This window comes from Pedobacter folensis, from assembly GCF_056490665.1.
In genome coordinates, this window is the sequence record NZ_JBWJIF010000002.1 from 266,775 (window position 1) to 287,758 (window position 20,984).

General features: G+C 38.9%; 13 protein-coding genes. 4 read left to right on the forward strand and 9 right to left on the reverse strand.

The window, feature by feature from the left end; translation table 11 throughout:
* Positions 1-382: 382 nt before the first annotated feature.
* The 6 genes from AC04QZ_RS09750 to AC04QZ_RS09775 all read right to left on the reverse strand — a co-directional run bounded on the left by AC04QZ_RS09750 (position 383) and on the right by AC04QZ_RS09775 (position 14,023).
* Complete coding sequence (locus AC04QZ_RS09750) at positions 383-1,867, reverse strand: RagB/SusD family nutrient uptake outer membrane protein (RefSeq protein WP_478357615.1); 1,485 nt, start codon at positions 1,865-1,867, stop codon at positions 383-385.
* Between the two features lie 36 nt (positions 1,868-1,903).
* Complete coding sequence (locus AC04QZ_RS09755; RefSeq protein WP_478357616.1) at positions 1,904-4,879, reverse strand: SusC/RagA family TonB-linked outer membrane protein; 2,976 nt, start codon at positions 4,877-4,879, stop codon at positions 1,904-1,906.
* Positions 4,880-5,409: 530 nt separating this feature from the next.
* Entirely contained in the window at positions 5,410-6,285 is an 876-nt protein-coding gene (locus tag AC04QZ_RS09760; protein ID WP_478357617.1) for a hypothetical protein, read from the reverse strand.
* A gap of 22 nt (positions 6,286-6,307) precedes the next feature.
* Entirely contained in the window at positions 6,308-7,978 is a 1,671-nt protein-coding gene (locus tag AC04QZ_RS09765) for a SusD/RagB family nutrient-binding outer membrane lipoprotein (protein WP_478357618.1), read from the reverse strand.
* 16 nt (positions 7,979-7,994) lie between these two features.
* A complete protein-coding gene (locus AC04QZ_RS09770; RefSeq protein WP_478357619.1) occupies positions 7,995-11,165 on the reverse strand; it encodes a SusC/RagA family TonB-linked outer membrane protein in 3,171 nt (1,056 codons plus the stop codon).
* Between the two features lie 362 nt (positions 11,166-11,527).
* Complete coding sequence (locus tag AC04QZ_RS09775) at positions 11,528-14,023, reverse strand: M14 family metallopeptidase (protein WP_478357620.1); 2,496 nt, start codon at positions 14,021-14,023, stop codon at positions 11,528-11,530.
* A gap of 84 nt (positions 14,024-14,107) precedes the next feature.
* Here AC04QZ_RS09775 and AC04QZ_RS09780 point away from each other — a divergent pair, with 84 nt between their 5' ends.
* Positions 14,108-15,409, forward strand: a complete 1,302-nt coding sequence (locus AC04QZ_RS09780) for a UDP-N-acetylmuramoyl-tripeptide--D-alanyl-D-alanine ligase (RefSeq protein ID WP_478357621.1) — start codon at positions 14,108-14,110, stop codon at positions 15,407-15,409.
* A 27-nt stretch (positions 15,410-15,436) separates the two neighbouring features.
* Here AC04QZ_RS09780 and AC04QZ_RS09785 read toward each other — a convergent pair whose 3' ends face one another.
* From AC04QZ_RS09785 to AC04QZ_RS09795, 3 genes are read right to left on the reverse strand one after another with little or no spacing between them, the layout of a single operon-like run.
* On the reverse strand, positions 15,437-15,919 hold the full coding sequence (locus AC04QZ_RS09785) for a gliding motility lipoprotein GldH (protein WP_478357622.1): 483 nt from the start codon (positions 15,917-15,919) through the stop codon (positions 15,437-15,439).
* Positions 15,888-17,420: a regulatory iron-sulfur-containing complex subunit RicT gene (gene ricT, locus AC04QZ_RS09790; RefSeq protein WP_478357623.1), complete on the reverse strand. Its 1,533-nt coding sequence runs from the start codon at positions 17,418-17,420 to the stop codon at positions 15,888-15,890. The genes AC04QZ_RS09785 and ricT overlap by 32 nt, the downstream gene beginning before the upstream one ends.
* 1 nt (position 17,421) lies before the next feature.
* Positions 17,422-18,570 carry a DNA polymerase III subunit gene (locus tag AC04QZ_RS09795; protein ID WP_478357624.1) on the reverse strand — a complete coding sequence of 383 codons (1,149 nt, stop codon included), beginning with the start codon at positions 18,568-18,570 and terminating at the stop codon, positions 17,422-17,424.
* Positions 18,571-19,104: 534 nt separating this feature from the next.
* Between AC04QZ_RS09795 and ruvX the strand changes: the two genes are divergently transcribed.
* The 3 genes from ruvX (at position 19,105) to AC04QZ_RS09810 (ending at position 20,923) form a co-directional block, all read left to right on the forward strand.
* A complete protein-coding gene (gene ruvX, locus AC04QZ_RS09800; protein WP_057930933.1) occupies positions 19,105-19,521 on the forward strand; it encodes a Holliday junction resolvase RuvX in 417 nt (138 codons plus the stop codon).
* Positions 19,522-19,528: 7 nt separating this feature from the next.
* Complete coding sequence (locus tag AC04QZ_RS09805; protein WP_478357625.1) at positions 19,529-20,167, forward strand: O-methyltransferase; 639 nt, start codon at positions 19,529-19,531, stop codon at positions 20,165-20,167.
* Between the two features lie 78 nt (positions 20,168-20,245).
* Positions 20,246-20,923: a glucosaminidase domain and LysM peptidoglycan-binding domain-containing protein gene (locus tag AC04QZ_RS09810; protein WP_478357626.1), complete on the forward strand. Its 678-nt coding sequence runs from the start codon at positions 20,246-20,248 to the stop codon at positions 20,921-20,923.
* Positions 20,924-20,984: the final 61 nt, after the last annotated feature.

A 20,984-nucleotide genomic window follows, 5' to 3' on the forward strand; every position in this document is an offset into this window, starting at 1 on the left:
GCGAATTAGCCCATGAGATTGGGATTTTCGCAATAGCTCGATCGTATGTTATTGCTGAGGCAGCAATAAACGGCCATACGGACGAACCCCGTAGAAGTTTTTTCATAAAAAATTTAGTTTAGTTAATAATATTTCACAATATAATGATTACCACCCCGTAATACAAATATTTATAATCAAAAACATTATATTATTCCATAAAATACACAAAAAACTAAAAAAAAGATAAAAATAAGAGTCAAAAACGAAGAACAATAGCTTATGACATTAAATAATGACATAAAAAACCTATTAATAACGAAAAAACCCCAGGATTAATAATTAATCCTGGGGTTTAATATTAGTTAACGATATTTTATCTATCGTTTACCTATAATGTATATTACCATCCTGGGTTTTGCACCAAGTTTGGATTTAAAATAATATCATTCGTTGGTAAGCCCCAAATAAATTTAGGATCAGTTGCTGCGATTACCAAACCATTGAAACCTGTACCTAACTGGATTGCAGCCGGCACTTGAGGAGTACCTCTTGTAAATCCTAAGCCCCAACGTTTTAAATCGAAAAGATGGAAACCGTCAAAGTTTAACTCACGTGTACGTTCTGCTCTAACTTCAGCAGTAAGCGCAGCTCCGGTTAAACCAACCAGTGCTGTTAAACCACGAGCCTGGCGCAATGCATTTAATGCCGTTAAAGCATTTCCAGGATTAGTTAAGTTTGCAGCAGCCTCAGCAGCAATTGCATACATCTCTCCAATACGGAATACTTTATTTGCATTCTGATAGTTGGTAAATGATGTTGTGAATAATGCCGGGTTACCAGGGAATTTATTCACCAACCAAACGTTAGCATAGTTAACACCTTGTATCCGAATTAATTTCTGCTCAAAATAAACAGCCTTTCTTAAATCAGCATTGTCATAGCTATCAACAACTGCTTGCGTTGGAATAAAATCAGGAGCGAAAAATCCACCTGCACCATTCAAACCTAAATAAATTGCATTGGTATTTACGGTTTCTGCAGTAGTAGCATTGATGCGCATAATATCCTCTTGCGTTGCATCAGTTGCCCAATACGATTTTAAGCCAGCAGCAGTATTATATAAAGGATACCTGTTTGAAGTAATTAAGGTATTTGCAGCAGTATAAGCACCAGCCCAGTCTTGCATATCTAATCTTACTCTTGCTTCAAGCGCTAAAACAGCATCTGGTGTAAAATACCTCGCGCCTTTAACGTTAGCTCTTTTGGTATTCAAAGCTTTTGCAACCGTAAGATCCGCGATAATTTGATCATAAACTGCTTTTACAGTTGCTCTCGCAGGCTTTGCAGATAAATCAAACTCAGTAAGCAAAGGCACACCTAAGTCAGTAGCTGCAGTTGCAGGGTTATAAGCTTTAGCATATCTGATTACCAATTCGTGCAGATAATGCGCTCTAGCCATGCGTGCATCAGCTTTGTAAGTATTTAAACTATCAGTTTGTGCTCCAGCAGTTGCCTGAATTTGCTCATATCCTTTAATTACTACATTTACATTAGATAAACCACTATAGTAACCTTGGTATATACCAGAAAAGTCATCATTATTTAAAAAGCTACCCCAACGATGTGGCGCGCCATTTCTGTTACCGAAATCTAATGAAGCATTTAACTGATCACCCTGAACCTCTTGTAAAATGTTATAATTTCCGTAGGTACGTGCTCTTAGTGCGGAGTAAATACCAGTATTCCAATATTTAGCATCTTGAATGGTGTTAAAACCAGTAGCAATGTCTACGGCATCAACCGGCTTTAAATCCAACTTTTTACATGAAGTAATCGTTGTTAAAGTCATTGCCGCCCCTACTAATCCCAATATTATATTTTTCATAACTTTATTATATTTTAAAGTATAATTTCCTATTTATTAAAACGTCAATTGTAAACCAAAACCAACCTGTCTGGTATTAGGATTAACTCCCAATGTCAAGTTCGTGTCTACCTCTGGATCTGGTCCTGTATAATCAGTAAAGGTTAACAGGTTACGGGAAACAAAGAAGATTTTGGCACCTTTTAGAACTTTAGTACGCTCTAATACAGATTGAGGCAAGTTATATCCTAATTGTAAGTTTTTCAATCTTAGGAAAGAAGCATTTTCAATTAATCTGCTGTCAAACTGCGTGAATTGTTGGTTAAGGTTAGGGAATCTTGCAACCTGACCAGGTGTTTTCCAATAATCCAATACTGTAGTCGACTGGTTAAAGCCAGAGAATGAAGTTGGGTTTTCGAAGAAATATCTGTCATTATTGATCAGGTATTTACCTTGTGAGAAAGTAAAATCAACACTTAAAAAGATGCCTTCGTAACCTGAGTTAAATCCGAATCCACCGTTTAACCAAGGATAACGCTCGATACCTGTATTTTGCTGCAGGTTAGCTGCAGAGAAGCTACTGGTTACTGCATTATCATCAGTTCTGGTGATAATACTTCCATCACCCGCATTCGGAACATACCATTGAGGCAAACCATTATCAGGGTTTACGCCTTTCCACATTGGATATACAAATGATACCGGCTGGCCGATTGCCCATAACACACCCGTTCCAGGGTTTATGTAATAGTTTTTACCCTGAAAAAGTTCGGTAATTTTATTTTTATTAAAGTTGGCATTAATATAAGGGGTAATAAAAGCTTTATGAGCATCATTCGTCCAAACATCAAAATCCAAAGTAATGTCCATACCTTTATTTTGCAAGGCACCAACATTTGTTCTAACAAGAGAATAACCAGTAGTGTATACCTGAGGAACATTAATCAACTGGTTACTAGTTTCACGGTAATAGAATTCAACATCTAATCTGATGCGGTTTAAGAATGATGACTTAAATCCAATCGTTGTTTTTTGTTGTTTTTCCCATCCTAAATCAGGGTTTCCTGGTGCATTCTGAGCCACACCTGGTAATCCGTTATAGTTTGAGCTTCCTGCTGCAGTAGCTAAACTCTCATAGTTACCAATTGCAGAGTTACCACTTGTACCGGTACTTGCTCTCAAGGTAAGGTCATCTAACCATTTAACATCTTTTAAGAAATTTTCTTGTTTAGCTCTCCACATACCACCAACTGACCAGAAAGTAGCATTTTGTTTATTTGCACCGAAACGTGATGATCTATCTTCACGAATGGAAGCATCAAGAAAATATCTGTTATTGAAGTTGTATTCTAAACGGCCGAACAAAGATTTAAATGCATACTCAGTTTTACCAGAACTTACACCTCTGTTTGTTGCGTTTCCGTTTTGAAGAACTAAAAGGTTATCGTTTGGAAGACCACTAGTGTTGGCATTAAAAGTTTGATCTACACCATCAACATATTCCTGACCAGCCAATACAGAGAAATTGTTTTTCTCTAATGAGAATCTATACTCTAATGTATTAGTTGCTGTTTTATTGATTCTTCTTGTATAAGTCTCGCTTAAAGTTCCAGCACCAGGGAAAGCAGCATAAGAAGGTAACCTTACATCCGTAGTTCTATCAATCCAACCATCTATACCTCCTTGAGATTTAAAAGTTAAGTTTTTGATTGGCGTAATTTCAACAAATCCACTAGGATTGAAAGTCAATCTGTTTCTGTTGTAAGGCGTATTGTCTGCTAAATACCTTGGGCTATATCTGCCCCATCCAGGAATCAGTGTTCCATAATATTCATTACCATTAGCATCATAAGGAGAATACCATGGCTGAGCCAATAAAGCCAAAGGACCATTGGTATCATTGGTTGCTAAAGGGTTGGTTTGAGTATCTGAACTACCGCCCGCTAAATTTAAACCGATCTTAATATAATCGTTCAAAGTAGTGGTCAGATTCGAACGGAAAGTATAACGATCAAAGGCCGAACGGAATCTATTTCCCTCACCTTCAAAGAAACTACCTGAAATATAGTAAGCCGTTTTACCGCCACCACCTGAAACGGTTACATCGGTTTGATAGGTAGGCACATCTTTTTTATAATAATAGTCATACCATTTTGTATCATTTGGATATTGTGCCAGTAAAGTTGCCGTTGCTGCTGCAGTTCTTAAACCTTGCTCAATCTGTAACTGGCTTAATTGTGCAGTATTCAGGAAGTTTCTGTAGAACTTATCACTAGCTGGGTTAGCTACCGAATACTGTCCTTGAACGGTAATGGTAGCAGCGCTAGCTACTTTACCTCTTTTGGTTGTAATGTAAATTACACCATTCGCAGCACGCGCACCATAAATAGATGTAGAAGATGCATCTTTCAATACAGATACCGTTTCGATATCATTCGGATTCATGTTAAGCACAGAAGTCTCATCAACCTGTATACCATCTAATAAATACAAAGGTGTGTTACTTGCACCTAATGATCCAACACCATGTAATCTGATTGATGCGGTTTGAGATGGCTCACCTGATGAAGTAAATACCTGTAAACCTGCTACTTTACCTTGCATGGCATCGAAAGCATTCGCTACTGGTTTGTTTTCTACAGTTCTTGCACTCACTGTAGCTACCGATCCTACTACAGAAGAAATTCTTCTTCCTGAACCGTAACCCGTAACAACAACCTCGTCTAATACCCTGTTGTCGTTTTCTAAAATAGCATTAACTGAAGTTGTTCCTGCCGCTACGTTTTTCGTGATTGAACCGAAACCAATAGAGGTGAATTCTAACACAACTGCTCCAGCTGAAGTTTTAATGGTATACTGACCACTAGAATTGGTTGTAGCTCCCACTTTAGAGCCCTGAATTTTTACTGTTACCCCAGGAATCGGCAATCCGTCTTCCTTAGCTGTAACTGTACCTGAAATCGTTCTGTCCTGTGCCATCGCGGTTGATGCGATTAACAAGAACATGAACAAACTTTGTAGAAGTTTTTTCATGAATTTTAAGTTAGTTAATGAAATAGTAATTTGAATTCCTAAATATAATGGAGTTTGTTAACAATTTAACAAATTTTAACAAAACAAGCCTTTATAATGACTTTGTTTTGACAATAAACCTGTATGATTAAAAAGGCGTTTGGGGGAATTTTTCCACAAAATGTAGAATATTATGAGCACCTATAATCATATTTTAACCTCAAATAGGCTAAAATTGTCATTAGGAGGCTGTAAACAATAGTTTATAAAACCGAAAAAACTGTGCCAAAAAATCAAATTTTATGCGCAAGCGCTTTACAATTAAATTAGGCTTTAAACACAAATAGATTTTCAGTCCAGAAAATCTATTTGTTAATAATAATTTTGAGGTGGTTAATGAGTTCATCATTAAGCAGCCGCTTTTGGAAAAAAAATTAAACAAATCAAAAAAAAGCGCCGCTCTAAAATCAGTAACCTTTGAAAGGACTCACTTTAGAACGGCGCAATAATTAGCTTATTTAAGCTGCTAAAAATTTAGCTACCTGTTGCTATTATTTCTTTTTGAGTTTTATGGTAAAGCTGCCATAACTTCCTAAAGGAGAAGTATGAGCCAATCTTACGCCAACAGTTAAATCGCAAGGCGCTACAGCATTTGCTGCACTACCAGCAACACTCACAGCAGTGAATATAGGAGGCCCACCATAACCACCATATGCTACACTTGCTGCTGATGTAGTATTATCAGTAGGATTGATTGTAATTACAATAGGTTTAACACTCACATCAGTTCCATAAAAGAAAGATAGGTGTGTCGCATCAATAATAGTTACAGGAACTGTTTGTCCGGCTGAATAATCAGCCCACTCATCCGTTACTACAGTATAGGGAACAACTGTACCAACAGCACCGTAATCAGCCATTTTGAACTGACAAACCGCAGCGAAGGTAATTTGAGGTGTTGAGCCTGCAATTGAAGATAGTCCACCGTTATTGGTTTCTCCTAAAGTAGAGAATGCCGGATAAAACTTCCCGCCTTCGGTAGTGATATTTGCACCAATGGTATAAGAATCACCAAGAACCGAAGATACACCAAAGAGCGACTTAATCTGGGTACCAGTAAGCGTAATGTTGGTTGGATAAGAAGTAACACCAGCCTGTATAGTTTTAACAACTGCAGCGTTACCATTTTTAATTACAACAATATCCAATTTAGATGGCTTAACATCTTCCGGATAGAACATCGAAACCGAAAATTTTCCAACAAATGCATCTGGGGCTAAAGCAGAAATTGTAGCATCACCCGTTTTATCAATCGTTAATTGCGGAAGTGGCACCCTTTCAAGCACCGGCAATTTAGGGTTATCTTCTTTACGGCATGCCGCGATAAAGAATGATGACATTAATAGATATATGACTAATTTTTTCATATTAAGTTAATTTAATAATGTTTTATGGTAACCAGAATGGCTTGAAAGTAGACGGATCTGATTTCTGTGCAGGAGCACTACCATTTGCAGATAATTCTGAATTAGACCAAGGTAAAGTTAATGGATACTTTTTAGACACCTGAACATCTACAGCAGGCTGAACGGCCTGAGAGGGGTCTCCGTTTACTGGCGGTTGAACCTTTCCTCCCGGAGCTTGCGCAGGGTTAGAAGGATCAAACAACACAGGGAATTTTGTTCTTCTATAATCAGTATACGCATCTACTGCACTGCCATAACTTGAGATCCATTTTTGTGTCATAATAGATTCTAGTTGTTGTGCAGGTTTTGCATCATACTGGGCCATAACCGCTGCAATATAAGTCGTTGCTGCTGGTGTGCCTGCTACAGCAGGAACGGTTTGAGAAGGTTTTACATAAGTAGTAATCACATAATCAACCTGAGCAAATGCCTCTGTAATGGCCGCCTGCAATGTTGCTTTTGCATCACCAGTAATTACACCTGTTTTCATTAACTCTGCCTTCATAAACAATACATCAGCATAAGTAATAAAACGGTAAGGAGCTGCTCCGGTACCACTTGCTGCACTTGCCGTACCACCTGCACCATCATCATAACGACCGCCTACTGGATAAATACCAAATAGTGTCATAAAATTTTGTTGTGACTGTGCCGCGTTTGGCCCTGTTGAACCAAAATATATCGATAAAAAGCCGCCATCTCTATATTCGGTTGGATTTGTTGCCGAAGCGTTTGCTTTTATCTGATTGTAAAAATAATATGGAAGACGCGGATCTTTGATTCCAGTATAAATAGTAGGGTTATATCCTTTTAAAATTTCATAAAACCAAGGACTTTGATACTGTGATCTTTGTGCTGCAAAATAATCGCCAAAACCTGGGTTTCGGTCATCAGTAGCGCCATTCGGGCCAAATGGCAATAAGAAACTCTCAGCAGTTGTACTGATTAAATTGTTAGCTGTAATTAATGCATTTACATCAGCTGCCACATTTTTAGTCAACCGTTGCTGCAATAACAATTTCAATTTAATGGTATTGGCTGCTTTGATCCATCTTGTGATGTTACCTTTATATATTACATCATCATTACCAGGCACAACAAGATTTGATGCTGTTGCATTCAGATCAGCAATGCCTTTATCTAATAAAGCTATTAATTGCGGGTAAATATCAGATCCCTTATCGAATTTTGCACCAAATTTATTTTCAGAGACCAATTTGTTCACATCGCTAAATGGAACATCTCCATAAATATCAACCATTTGGCTATAACCATATGCTTTTAGTATTTCAGCAATACCTACATATTTTAGGTTACCTTTTGCGGTACCTTCAGAAATGATGAAATCCAGATTGGTAAAAACAGATGAATACATCCCGTTCCAACTATTAAGGATATTAAAGTTTGATCCGGTAGCATTGTATTGATTAGGATCTTCTCTAACCACCAGGCGATGCATATACACTTCAAGCACTTGAGAAATGCCACTTGAAGTAGCCAAATTTACACCTAGGTTTAATTGCGCTGCCGGCAGTAATTTATTAACGTTTACAGAAGTTGGACTATATGGATCTACATTGATGTCCAGTGATTTTTTGCAAGAGGTTGCTAACAAAATCACCGCGGGTATAAAGTATTTTAATTTACGTATCATTATCGTATGTTTTTTGTTAGAAAGTTATGTTAACATTAAAACCATAGCGCTTAACTGTAGGTGCGGTAGAAAGCTCGATTCCCTGGATATTTGTTGCACCAAAACTGTTGGTTTCTGGATCAAAATTGGTTCCTTTAGGAATGTTAGGTGCATAAAACCATAAGTTTCTACCTGTTGCGCTTACACGGATCGAGCCAATTGGTGTTTTCTTGAACCAGGCTTTCGGAAGATTATAGCCTAAGCTTATTTCTCTTAACCGATATACTGTTCCATCAAAAACACTCCACTCATTCGCTCCATTGGTAGCAAAAGTAGATGCTCCACCTCCATTAAAATAAAGATCGTTAGTGGTTAGTCGGGTAATGTTTTGAATTTTGTTTCCACTAGCATCTAAAATAGGCTGAAACGTATTTGGATCTCCATAAACACCAGGAATTACCCATGTCGTTTCTCTATCATCAGTCAGCTTTGATGTACCACGACCAAGCTCGTTTTGGATGGTTGTTGAATAAATGCTTCCACCCTTAGTATAATCTAACAATGCTGTTAAAACGATACCTTTATACGTAAAGGTATTGGTAAAGCCTAACTTAAATTTAGGATTTGGATCACCAATAAAACTTGGCTCGGTATTATCAATCAATGCCCCCGTAGCAGGATCGATTAATAAATTACCTTCATTATCACGTGCACTTGTCGTACCCCTTAAATATCCGTAAGGCATACCTGCTTCTGCATAGGCAGAATAACCTGTTGAAGCAAAAAAGCCGGCTAAATCAATTCTGGTCACACCATCTTTTAACTTATCAACCATATTTTTATTACGGGTGAAAGCTAGAGTCAGGTTCCAGTTAAAATCTTTAGTCCTAACAGGCACACCGGTTAACTGAACCTCAAAACCCTTGTTACTAATTTGACCAATGTTGGTATTATAGAAAAGATAACCAGAACTTGCAGGCGCATCAATGGCCTGAATTAAATTGGTTGAGATTTTGTTGTAATAAGTGAAATCAAAGTTAATTCGCTGAGAAAAGAAACTTAATTCTGTACCTACCTCAAACTCTTTAGTAAACTCTGGCTTTAAATTAGGATCGTTTGCTGTAATATTTGAACCGGCATTAGGTACACCTAAGAAATTTGAGTTAAAACTAAAACCATTGGTTATTCCGTATGGACTCGCATCACGTCCTACCTTTGCATAACTTGCTCTTAACTTTCCATAATCAAGCACTTTGCTTTTTATCTGAAAAGCATCGGTAAAGATGAATGTTCCTGAAATTGCTGGGTAGAAATAACTTCTGTTATCAGATGGTAAGGTCGAAGACCAATCGTTACGGCCAGTGGCAGTAATGAAAGCATAGTTCTTGTAACCAAAGGTAGCCTCAGCAAACAAGCCGAATATCCTTCTTCTGCCATACGAATCTACTAAAAACGATTGCTGAACGGTATTGTTTAGATTATGTATACCTCTTTCAATAAATTGATTTCCTCTGTTAGCCTGTCTATCAGTCGTTCTCTGATTAAAGTTAAAGCCCAATAAACCGTTGAAAGTAAAATCATCGTTGATTTTTGGTTTTAAGTTTAATAAAGCGGTCGATTCGATTTCTTGTTTCCGATAGTTGTCAAGGGTTAGTCTACCCAATCCTTCTGCAGCTCTAGAGCTTACTTCGATCACCTCACGTCTGCCAAGTGTATTTACGTTTGTTCCTACCGCAACTGAAAAATTAGCCCATTTGGTAATATCATAATCAGCTTTTAAGTTTGCGATGAAACGTTCTTCTGCCGTATTTGTGGTATTGTATTTAGCAGACCATAACGGGTTATCAAACTGTCCGGCACCTGCGTAAATAATACTGTTTCCGTTTTTATCCTCAAAAGGAAGACTTAAATCCCAGTTACGTCCTAAAAATAGTGTTCTTGAGAACAGTGAAGGCGCACCATTTTGGGTTTCACCAAAATAACCTCCATTTTGCACCGAACGGCTATAACTTAAGTTTCCACGGATATTTAAACCATTATCCAATTTAGAGCTACCACCAACCGCAATATTTGTACGGTTATAGTCTGAGTTGGTTACATATCCCTTTTGATCTAATTGCGATGCTGTAATTACAAAAGCGCTTTTTTCGTTACCCCCATTTAGATTGATGGAATTCTCTAAAACATAACCGTCTTTAAACAAGCTGCTCACGTTATCTGGATAAGCCTGATAAGGAACAGTACCAGTAGGGAATAATTCTGGATAAGCAGCTAAATAAGCAGGCCAGGCCGGAATTTCTTTTAACGCGCCACCAAATTTAGGCCCCCATGAACCATTTGAAGCAGAATAATTGCCATAAGAACCCGTACCGTAATTATTTTGTAGCTCAGGCAATGCTGCAATTTGCTCCAATGAAGCTGAACTCTTTAAACTGATTTCCAATCCTTTTTTACCTGCTGTTGCACTACCTGATTTTGTTGTAATCAATAATACACCATTTGATGCTCTGGAACCATATAAGGCTGCAGCACCAGATCCTTTAAGAACCTGAATGGAAGCAATATCGTTTGGATCGATATTTGAAAAACCACTTCCGTAAGCACCACCACCGCCTAATTGGCTTGAGGTAGTTACCTGATCATTGCTATATGGTACTCCATCAACAACAATTAGTGGTTGAGCATCACCAGTAAAGGAGGTATTACCACGAATCTGGATACGCGTAGCAGACCCAGGTGTACCCTGAGAAGCACGGATATCAACACCGGCTACTTTACCTTGAAGTGTTTTTAATACATCTGGTTCAGAAACCTGAGTGATTTGTTCGTTGTTTACTTTTCCAACACTCGCTCCAAGTGACCTTGATTGACGCACAACGCCGAAAGAAGTAACGACTACCTCATTTAATTGTTTTGCATCGGGTACTAATGAAATATTAATCGAATTTGATGCGCTTACAGTTGCCTCTGATGCGGCATATCCGATGTAAGAAAAGACCAGAACCGATCCATTTTTTGCAGTAATTGAAAATTTACCGCTGGCATCTGTCGTAGTGCCATTCTGTGTTCCTTTTACCCTTACACTTACCCCAGGAATCGGAAGTTTATCATCCTGAGAAGTAACAGTACCAGTAACCGTTCGATCTTGTGCCATTGCCGTTACAGCAAAAAACATAAGAATGAACAAACTTTGTAGAAGTTTTTTCATAATTAGAAAATAGGTTAGTTAATGATGGGTCTAATTTAAGGGATGAAAAGGATGTTAGAAAATTTTTTTTAACAATTTTTAACAAAAGCGCCCAAACAAAAATCAATAACCTGTATTACAGCACAATACGAAATGTTAAATATTATTTTAGCGCCAAAAAATGTTAATATAATATTAATTAAAGGTGATTTTACATCCTTCTTAACCTTAAATTTCACCTTACAAACTATAGATTTAGGAGCTAAATGTAATTTTGGTCCAACTATTCTAATAAAATCTACAAAAATTGATCTCCTTTTAATAATTTTTTACCCTTAATAATCTAGAGATCAAAAGGTAGGCATGATATAAATTTCGAACTTTTAATATCCACAAAAAATTATATTCCCGAATAAGGTTTTTCCACCCTCCCAGAAGTTTCTGAACAGGGGGTCGTTGGCCAAATAAACTACCTGGCCCCGGCCGAAATCTTGTACCCCAATTAAAAGCCCGGTTTTAAGTTCTTCCCTGGCTTTTTTGCCCACTACGCCAGCCATTAAACTTTTTTCGTTAATCAAACCCACATTCCAACCTTTAACAAATGGCTCATAAATCTTACGGTCTGTTTTTAAACTATAATAGGTTTTACCCAAACCATAAGAAAAGGGGTGGCTAGCATCGAGATTGATCCGATAAATTGCACCTGGTATCGTTGTTTCAAAATCATCTCTGTTCTTATCCTTGAAAAGAAGTTTGTTTGCCTCTGGCTTTTCATCTTTTTTTACAGCAGCTTCTTTCTTTTTAATATCAAATCCTTTTTTCTCGAATACACTTTCGATAGCATCTTCCATTAAAATCAATCTTCCTCCTTTATTTAACCATGCAGTTAAACCATCGCCTATAAAAGGACTATAACTTCCATCTGGCAAAATCAAGGTATTTACTTTATTAATATCCAGGTTATTTAAATCTTTAGCATTAATAATACTGGGTGAAAGATTCAGATCGTGTTCAAGAAAAAACCAGGCTTCGCCGAACGCAAGAGAAGAAACCTCCATACCCGATACAATGGCAATTTTAGGCTGTTTTAACAATGGATAAACGTTAGAGCCAAAATCCTTACCTTTTTCTACAAAGCCACTGCTTATGGCCTGGATTGGCCTGTTCAAGGTTTTTGCAATTGATGCTACCTTATCTTTCATCCCTTTTATCAGCCTTTCGTTTTCTGCCCTCAACACAATTAGGGTTCCGGCAGGATAGTCTTTACCGTTTACAGCAAATGGCTGATCGGCCTGTCTGACTTTTATATTTTCCTTTTGCAGCGCAGTTAATACCTGAACATCTTCGCTTGTTCCCCAGCTAAACAACCAGGCGAGGGGTTTCTCCACCTCATTATTGATTATTTTAGGTTCTTCAATCGCTGAGAATTTTCCTTTGATACTTTCTTTACTGGCATAACCTTTTAATCCATACACGTAAGGAAGGGCCCATGCTGTAATATCGTAAGTATTAGAATCGGTTACCAGGGTTTGAGGCTCTAATAAAACATTAGCCAAAACTGCCCTTGGTTGCTGAATATTCACAATTAAATCGTTGCGGGTTATGCTAAAATTTTCTTCTTTTTGGGTATCGTAGTCATAAGCTCTACCAGTTTTATCCCCTCCAAACGCAAATTCGATTTTATTTTTGGTGAGCAGTTCAGCCAGTTTTTTCAAGCGCGACAAATTAGTTGCTTTTATAATATAGCTTTTATAAATGCCTGGACTATTGGCCAGCTCTTGCTGGAAATATTTTTTATACTCTTCTAATAATTTATTATGGTTTAAGGAAGTTACTTCAAGGGTAGACATTCCTGTAGTAAAGTGATGCGCGATACGATCTTTTAAAGTTAAGGTATCACCATCATTGGTTACCACTGATAACCCTGCCCGTATTCCGCCCTGCTCGTAGGTCATACCGATTGATCCATTATATAAGGGATAAGTATCGCCATACGATGGATAAAGCAGGTCGAAGCGCTCTTTGGTAAAATATTGCCAGCCCTCTGCATCAAAATATTTAGCGTTGTTTTTACCTACCACCACCTGGAAACTTTTTTGCCAGGGCGTAATGTCCTGGTGAACCGGCTCTGCTGCTGGTGCAAAATAATAAGGTTCATTATAGCTTTGCTCATGAAAATCGACATGTACCTGAGGCATCCATTGGTTGTACAGTGCCAACCTTTGCTGACTTTCAATTTGTGTTTGCCAGGCCCAATCGCGGTTTAAATCGAAATAATAATGATTTGGCCTGCCGCCTGGCCACGGCTCTATGTGTTCTCTCGATAATGGATCAGAATTGGGTGTTTTGCCCACCACGCTATTAAAATAATTCACGTAACGATCTCTTCCGTCGGGGTTTAAACAAGGGTCGATCACTACTACAGTATTTTTTAACCAATCTGTTGCAGGTTTATTACTGCCCGAAACTAGCGTATAAAGCATCTTCATGGAAGTTTCGGTCGAATTTGCCTCATTACCATGTACATTATAACTTAACCAAAGTATAGCAGGTTGATTTATTAAATCGACACTATTATTGGCTCCCGTTGCCAAAACTAAATTGTTATTCCTAATCTGTTCCAGTTTCGCTATATTTTCTGCTGAAGAAACAATCGCCACCATTAACGGCCTGCCTTCATTGGTTTTACCATATTCGATCAGCTTCATATTTTTTGGGGAAGCAACAGCAGTTTGCCTGAAATAATCCGCCACTTTATGATGAGGGGTAAAGTGCGAGCCTAACTCGTAGCCTAAAAAATCATCAGGAGATTTTAGCTGCGCTTGTACAAACAGAATTGAACTTAAGGAGATCAGGCAGAACGTTAAGAGTCTTTTCATAGGAAAATAATTTTACCTAATGTACTAATTTTGTTTTTTGTTGATGCGAAAGCTTAATTTTACATCATATTTTTTACCATAGGCATGATTACAACCGAAAGATTATACGATTACTACCAAGAAAACCCTGTTATTTCTACCGATACCAGAAACATTAGCCCCGGCTGTATCTTTTTTGCACTTAAGGGAGATCTTTTTAATGCCAATGAATTTGCTGCTCAGGCTATTGAAAAGGGTGCCGCTTATGCGGTTGTAGATGAAGAAAAATATGCAACAAATCATCAATGCCTATTGGTTGAAGACGTATTAAACACTTTGCAGGATCTGGCTCGCCATCACCGTAAAAAACTGAACATCCCTGTTATTGGCTTAACCGGCAGTAATGGTAAAACAACCAGTAAAGAATTGGTAAATGCTGTGCTGACCGAGCGATATAAAACCTTTGCCACCTTTGGCAACTTAAACAATCATATAGGTGTTCCATTGTCTATATTATCCATTACTGATGAGGTTCAGATTGCGGTAATCGAGATGGGGGCAAACCACCAAAAGGAAATAGAACTACTTTGCACCATTGCTCAGCCCACCCATGGTATTATTACCAATGTGGGCATGGCACATTTAGATGGTTTTGGTGGATTTGAGGGCGTAAAAAAGGGAAAGGCTGAACTTTATGCTTATTTAAAAGAGACCCAGGGTTACACCTTTATCAATAGAGACAATCCTTATTTAATAGAAATGAGTGCTGCCGCCGGTTTAAACAAACTCATTTATTACGGAACAGAAAATGGCAATACCATTAAAGGCTCGTTAAAAAGCAGCGATCCTTTTATCGAAGTCGACTGGACCAACCATGAAGTTTCTTCATCAGTAAAAACCAATTTAACAGGAAGTTATAATTTCGAAAATATCCTTGCCGCCATTTGTATTGGCGATTTCTTTGATATGAGTCCTGAAGAAATCAATGCCGGTTTAGCGAACTATCAGCCCAAAAACAACCGGTCACAGTTAACAAAAACCGAAAAAAATACCGTGATATGCGATTTCTACAATGCCAACCCAAGCAGTATGACCGCAGCATTAAAAAATATTGCCGCACTATCGGCCAATAAAAAGACTGCCATTTTGGGCGATATGTTCGAATTGGGGCCAGAATCTCCTGGTCAGCACGAAATAATTGCCAAACAGGCCAGCGAAAGCGGTTTGGATCAGTTGATTTTTATTGGAAAAGATTTTTATGCTTTTAAAAATACAATTAAAGGCCTGTTTTTCGAAACGCCTGCAGAGGCTGCGCAATATTTACAAGATAATCCTGTTCGAGATCATTTAGTGTTACTGAAAGGCTCAAGGGGGATGAAACTAGAAAGTTTGTTGCAATATTTGTAGGGTGGACGCGTGGCGCCATGCGCTTTACTATTCTACCAACAACCCAACATCGCTTACTTCCAATAATGGATTATCGCGCATATTCTGCTCAATTTCGATATCAAACTTGCCGTTTCTTGGAAAACGATAATTAGTAAGCATAGGCAAATTATAACTGAACACGTTTCCTGAGCCGCTACCCAGCCATTCGCCATCATTTTTAGCAAGTTTATACTGATAACGTTTGGTTACCATCTTTTTACCATCCTTAAAATGGGCAAGGATAAATATATTGGCGTATTTATAATCTGCCGTATGCCTTAGCTTGAAATAAACATTATAAGACCTGGTATTGTCTTTTATTTCAAATGTTGTCGAAATATGGTTACGGTAAGTCCACCTGCGATCGGCAATTTCTACATTGCTATCGATTACGCTGGTCGTACAGCCCATAAATAGGGTAACCATAAATAAAAAGCCAAGCAAAAAAACTTGTCTTTTATTCAGCAGCAGGTTTATTTTCTGAGCCATTATTATTGTTTCGGCGGTTATTATTCTTCCTACGGTTATTTCTATTCTTGTTCTTATTTTGTTCTGGCTTAACACCCTCTGCCGCTACACCTCCTTCAGGTTTTTGCACCTGTGGCTGTTGCTGTTTTGGCTTATTGTTTTGAGGTTTTGGCCCATTAACATGCTGTGGTTTTGGTACTGCCTGTTGCTGTGGTTTCTGTCCGCCGTTTTGTTGCGGCTTTGGTCCGTTAGGCTGTGGTTTTCCGCCTTGCTGGTTTTTTTGACCACCTTGATGAGGCTGTTGCTTATTATTAGGCCCGGCATTCTTCTCTCCGGCAGGTACTCTTTCTCTTCTGTTTTGATTGTTGTTGCGGTTGTTTTTCTGATTATTGTTTTTGTTCTGGTTGTTTTTACCCCGCGAACGTTCATCCAAACGGGTTAAACTATCCTGACCAACCACATTTTCATAATCGAAAGATTTTTCTACCACCACAGGCGCTGCAATCTGCACCGCTTCTTCTTTTAAATTAGGTGCTTTTTTACCGGCCTTATTCATGGCCATGATTTCTTTTACCCGGGCAGCTTTAACCGGAATCCAGTTTTCATCGCCCTGGTAACTAAACCACATGATTTTTTTAAAAATATCCGTTTTTTGGTGACGGGCGTAACCCGCTTCGGTATCTAAGTTTTCGATTCTATCGGGAATATCTTTTAAGGCATCCAGATAGGTATCCAGCTCATAGTTTAGGCAACATTTTAATTTGCCACACTGTCCGGCAAGCTTTAATGTATTTAAAGATAAATTCTGGTAACGTGCTGCAGCTGTAGAAACGGTTTTAAAGTTGGTTAACCAGGTAGAACAGCATAATTCGCGGCCACAAGAACCAATTCCACCCAAACGGCCAGCTTCCTGGCGCATCCCAATCTGGCGCATTTCAATCCTGATGCGGAAACTCTCCGCCATTTTCTTGATCAGCTCGCGGAAATCGACACGGCCATCAGCAGTATAAAAGAAAGTTGCTTTGGTTTTGTCGGCCTGATAATCTACATCACTGATTTTCATCTGTAAACGGAGATCTAAAGCCAGCTTACGGGCTTTGTGCATGGTTTCCCATTCCATTCCCTTAGCGGCATTCCATTTCTCCACATCGGCCTCTGTAGCCTTGCGGTAAATCTTCTTCACCACCTGATCGAGTGTGGTTTTACGGCGTTTCATCTGGATCCGCACCAATTCGCCGGTAAGCGAAACATGCCCTACATCAAAACCACCAGTTGGTCCTTCAACAGCCACCAGCTCGCCAATTTCGAGGTAAATGTTTTCGCTGTTTAAGAAAAACTCTTTCCGAGAACCTTTAAATTTTATTTCTGTAACCTGAAAAGGTTTATAATTAGAAGGCATATCCAAATTAGACAGCCAATCGTGAACTTCCATTGTTTGGCAACCACCGGTGCCGCATGAGCCATTACTTTTGCATCCATTAGGGGTGCAACCACCACCTGTTGAACAACTTCCACATCCCATATTAATTGTATATATATTGAGTCCCCGCAGGGAGCGTTTTAAACTTGATAATTTTTACCAATTGTAAAGATACATCTAAAAACAGAATTTTTGGGTTTGCATTTCTTTCAATGTGGTAATGTGCCTTTTCCAGTTCGCCAATTATGGCCTCTGCCATGGGCAAGGTAAGTACGTGTGTGCTGAGTTTTTTGGCGGTTTCGAAGGTTAAGGGGGGTAATTTCACCAATTCTTCAGCGCCGCTTAAAATTAAACAGCATTCGCGTAAATAATTTACGCCATATTTTAAAAAATTCTTCTGGTTTTCTCTTCCCCACTTCGCCGCTTCATCGGTAAACTCGATTAGATCGGGAACTTTGTTACCAAAACCCATCCTCAGCCAGGCCGTAAATGTACCCGAACTGTCGCTTTGCGTATCTGCTGCCAGTGCTTTTGCCTCAATTAAATTTCCATCGGCCAAAAAGGAGTAATCAATGGCCTGATGCTCGGTTAATCCACTCGCATTTAGTAAATATCCGGTGACCTCTTCTGATGAAAGTTTCGGAATCTTGACAATTTGCGTTCGGGATAAAATGGTGGTTAAAATCTGATCCTGGCTTTGTGCGATTAATATGAATAAGGTATTTGCAGGTGGCTCTTCAATTAATTTAAGTAGCGCATTCCCGGCCTTATCCAGGTATTCGGGCAGCCACATAATTAAAACCTTGGTTTCGGCTTCGAAAGCTTTATAACTTAGTTTTTTAATAATATCGTGGCATTCGGCAATGTTAATATTGGCCTGTTTATTGGCCGCATCGAGCTTCGATCGCCAGATATCCATATCAAAATAAGGATCCTGCATCAGCATTGCCCGCCATTCTTCCAGGACATCTATAGCCGTTTTTACATTTGCCGAGGCAAAAAAAGGATAGGAGAAATGCAGGTCGGGATGAATTAAACGTTCGTACTTTCTACAACTCGAACATTCGCCGCAACTATCATTTTCGCCTTTATTAAGGCAATTGATATATTGTGCATAGGCAATAGCCAGCGGTACAGCACCAGAACCAGCAGGCGACAAAAACAACTGCGCATGGCTAATGCGGTTTTCTTTAACCGTTTGCACCAATTGTTGCTTCACTCTTTCCTGTCCGATGATTTCTTTAAACTGCATTTGGTGCAAAATAAGAAATAGATATGATATTCACAGCCTCGTCATTCTGAACTTGTTTCAGAATCTGTATTTTTTAGATTAAAACGACATTTTATTTTTTAGAAAAGCAAGGCTTGTGCGTTTCGGTTCCGAAAGTCCTGCTATTGCTTCAAGTCCTCTCCCGATGAAAAATCGGGATGTGGGCTTTACGCGCGATCAGGTTTATTTAACTAAGTCAGTAATTCTTCGGAAACATCCAATTTACGCCCTGCAAATTTACCCAAACCGTACGGGCTCTGCATCAAAAAACCTGATGGAAGCGGCAGCCCCGAAGCATGAGGGCTAAAGCATACAGCAGGACTGGACATAGCCACGCACTACAGGTTTTGCTTTATAAAAACAGAACAAATGATTTTTTAGCCATAAACACCAATAACACAAACCTTACCAAGCATTACCTGTAATGTTTATCGATTATTTCAAAAACCTTACCTTTGGCTTTTTAAAAATTAAAGATGGGCCACCGCTTTACGCTAAGTGCCCGGCGCTTAACTTATGGCCAGAATCCTCGCATTTGATTACGGAACAAAACGCATCGGCATCGCAGTAACCGATCCTTTACAGATTATTGCAACAGGCCTCGATACGGTGCATCCGAAAGATGTGATCGAATATGTTAAAAAATACATGCTTAGCGAGCAGGTAGAGGCTTTTGTACTCGGCGACCCGAAACAAATGGATGGCTCGCCATCCGATTCGGCACAACACGTAAAGGGTTTTGCTACCTTGTTAAAAAAATCATTCCCTGACATCCCCAGGCACTGGGTTGATGAGCGTTTTACCTCTAAACTCGCCCACCAGGCCATTATGCAAAGTGGTTTAAAAAAGATGGACAGAAGAGACAAAGACCGGGTTGATACTATTGCTGCAACCATCATTTTACAATATTTTATGGAAAGTAACCGTTTATAACCAACAAATGAGCCTGATAAACGACGATTTACAAGATTTATTAATCGCCTACTGCGAACCTGAAAGCGAACTGCTTCAACAGATAGACCGCGAAACCAACCTTAAAGTTTTAATGCCCCGAATGCTATCTGGCCACTATCAGGGCCGGGTTTTGAGCATGCTCAGCAAAATGATTTCCCCTAAAAGGATTTTAGAAATCGGCACTTTTACCGGTTATGCCACTTTATGTCTTGCTGAGGGTTTAGTCAGCGATGGCCTGTTGTATACCCTTGATATTAATGAGGAACTGGAAGATATGGTTCGCCGTAACTTTGCCCAATCGGCCTTTAACCATCAGATCAACTACATCCTGGGCGATGCCACCCATACGATAGCTGCTTTAGACGAAGTTTTCGACATTGTTTTTATCGATGCAGATAAGAAAAACAATGGCACCTATTACGATCTCATTTTTGATCGCGTTCGCCCTGGCGGAATTATCATTGTGGATAATGTACTATGGAGTGGAAAAGTACTTCAGGAGAAACAGGATAAAGACACCAGAAATATTACTAGTTTTAATGATAAAATAGCTGCAGATGAACGGGTTGAGAAATTGATTTTACCTGTTCGGGATGGTTTGTTTGTGATCAGGAAGAAAGCTTAACATATAATGATTAATCGGTTAATTGTTTAAATCGGTTAATTGCACAGTTAACCCGTTAAACAATTTGTACAGTTAACCATGACTAAAAAAATCTTTACTTTTTGTCTGCTCCTTTTAACAGGGATTGTTGCCCGTGCACAAGATACAGACGAGTATATTGCAGAGCATGTAGAATATGCGCAGGATTTAATGCGCGATCATAAAATCCCCGCCAGTATTATCCTGGCTGTCGCTATTCACGAATCGGCTGCAGGAAACAGTAAAATTGCACAACACCTTAACAATCATTTCGGCGTAAAAGGTCCTAATAATAATACCGAAATCCGTTCATCCTATCGCGATTACTTAAATGCAGATGAATCTTACAGCCATTTTGTAGAAATTATGGAAACCCGCGAACCTTTTAATAACCTTTTTGGAAAATACGATCAGTACGATTACAAAGGATGGGCTTACGGAATCCGCCGTTGTGGTTACGCCAGCAGCAGAAGCTGGGCCAGCCAGGTAATCGGGTTGATCAAAAAGTACGAACTTTATCAATACGATGAAAGACCAGAGGGTTATGAAGAGCCCGTTTATGCGGCACCAGTTCGCCACCGCTCAAAAAGCAGAAGAACAACAAAAAGTTATACCGTAAAATCTGGTGATAACCTGAGCATAATTGCCAAAAAGAAAGGTACCACCGTTAAGGCCCTCATGCAGAAAAACGGCATAGAAAAAGCAAATTTAAAACCAGGACAGAAGTTGAAGTTTTGAGTCTTGAGTCCGTAGTCATCAGTCCTAAGTCTATTAATCTACAGTTAAACAATTAACCCTA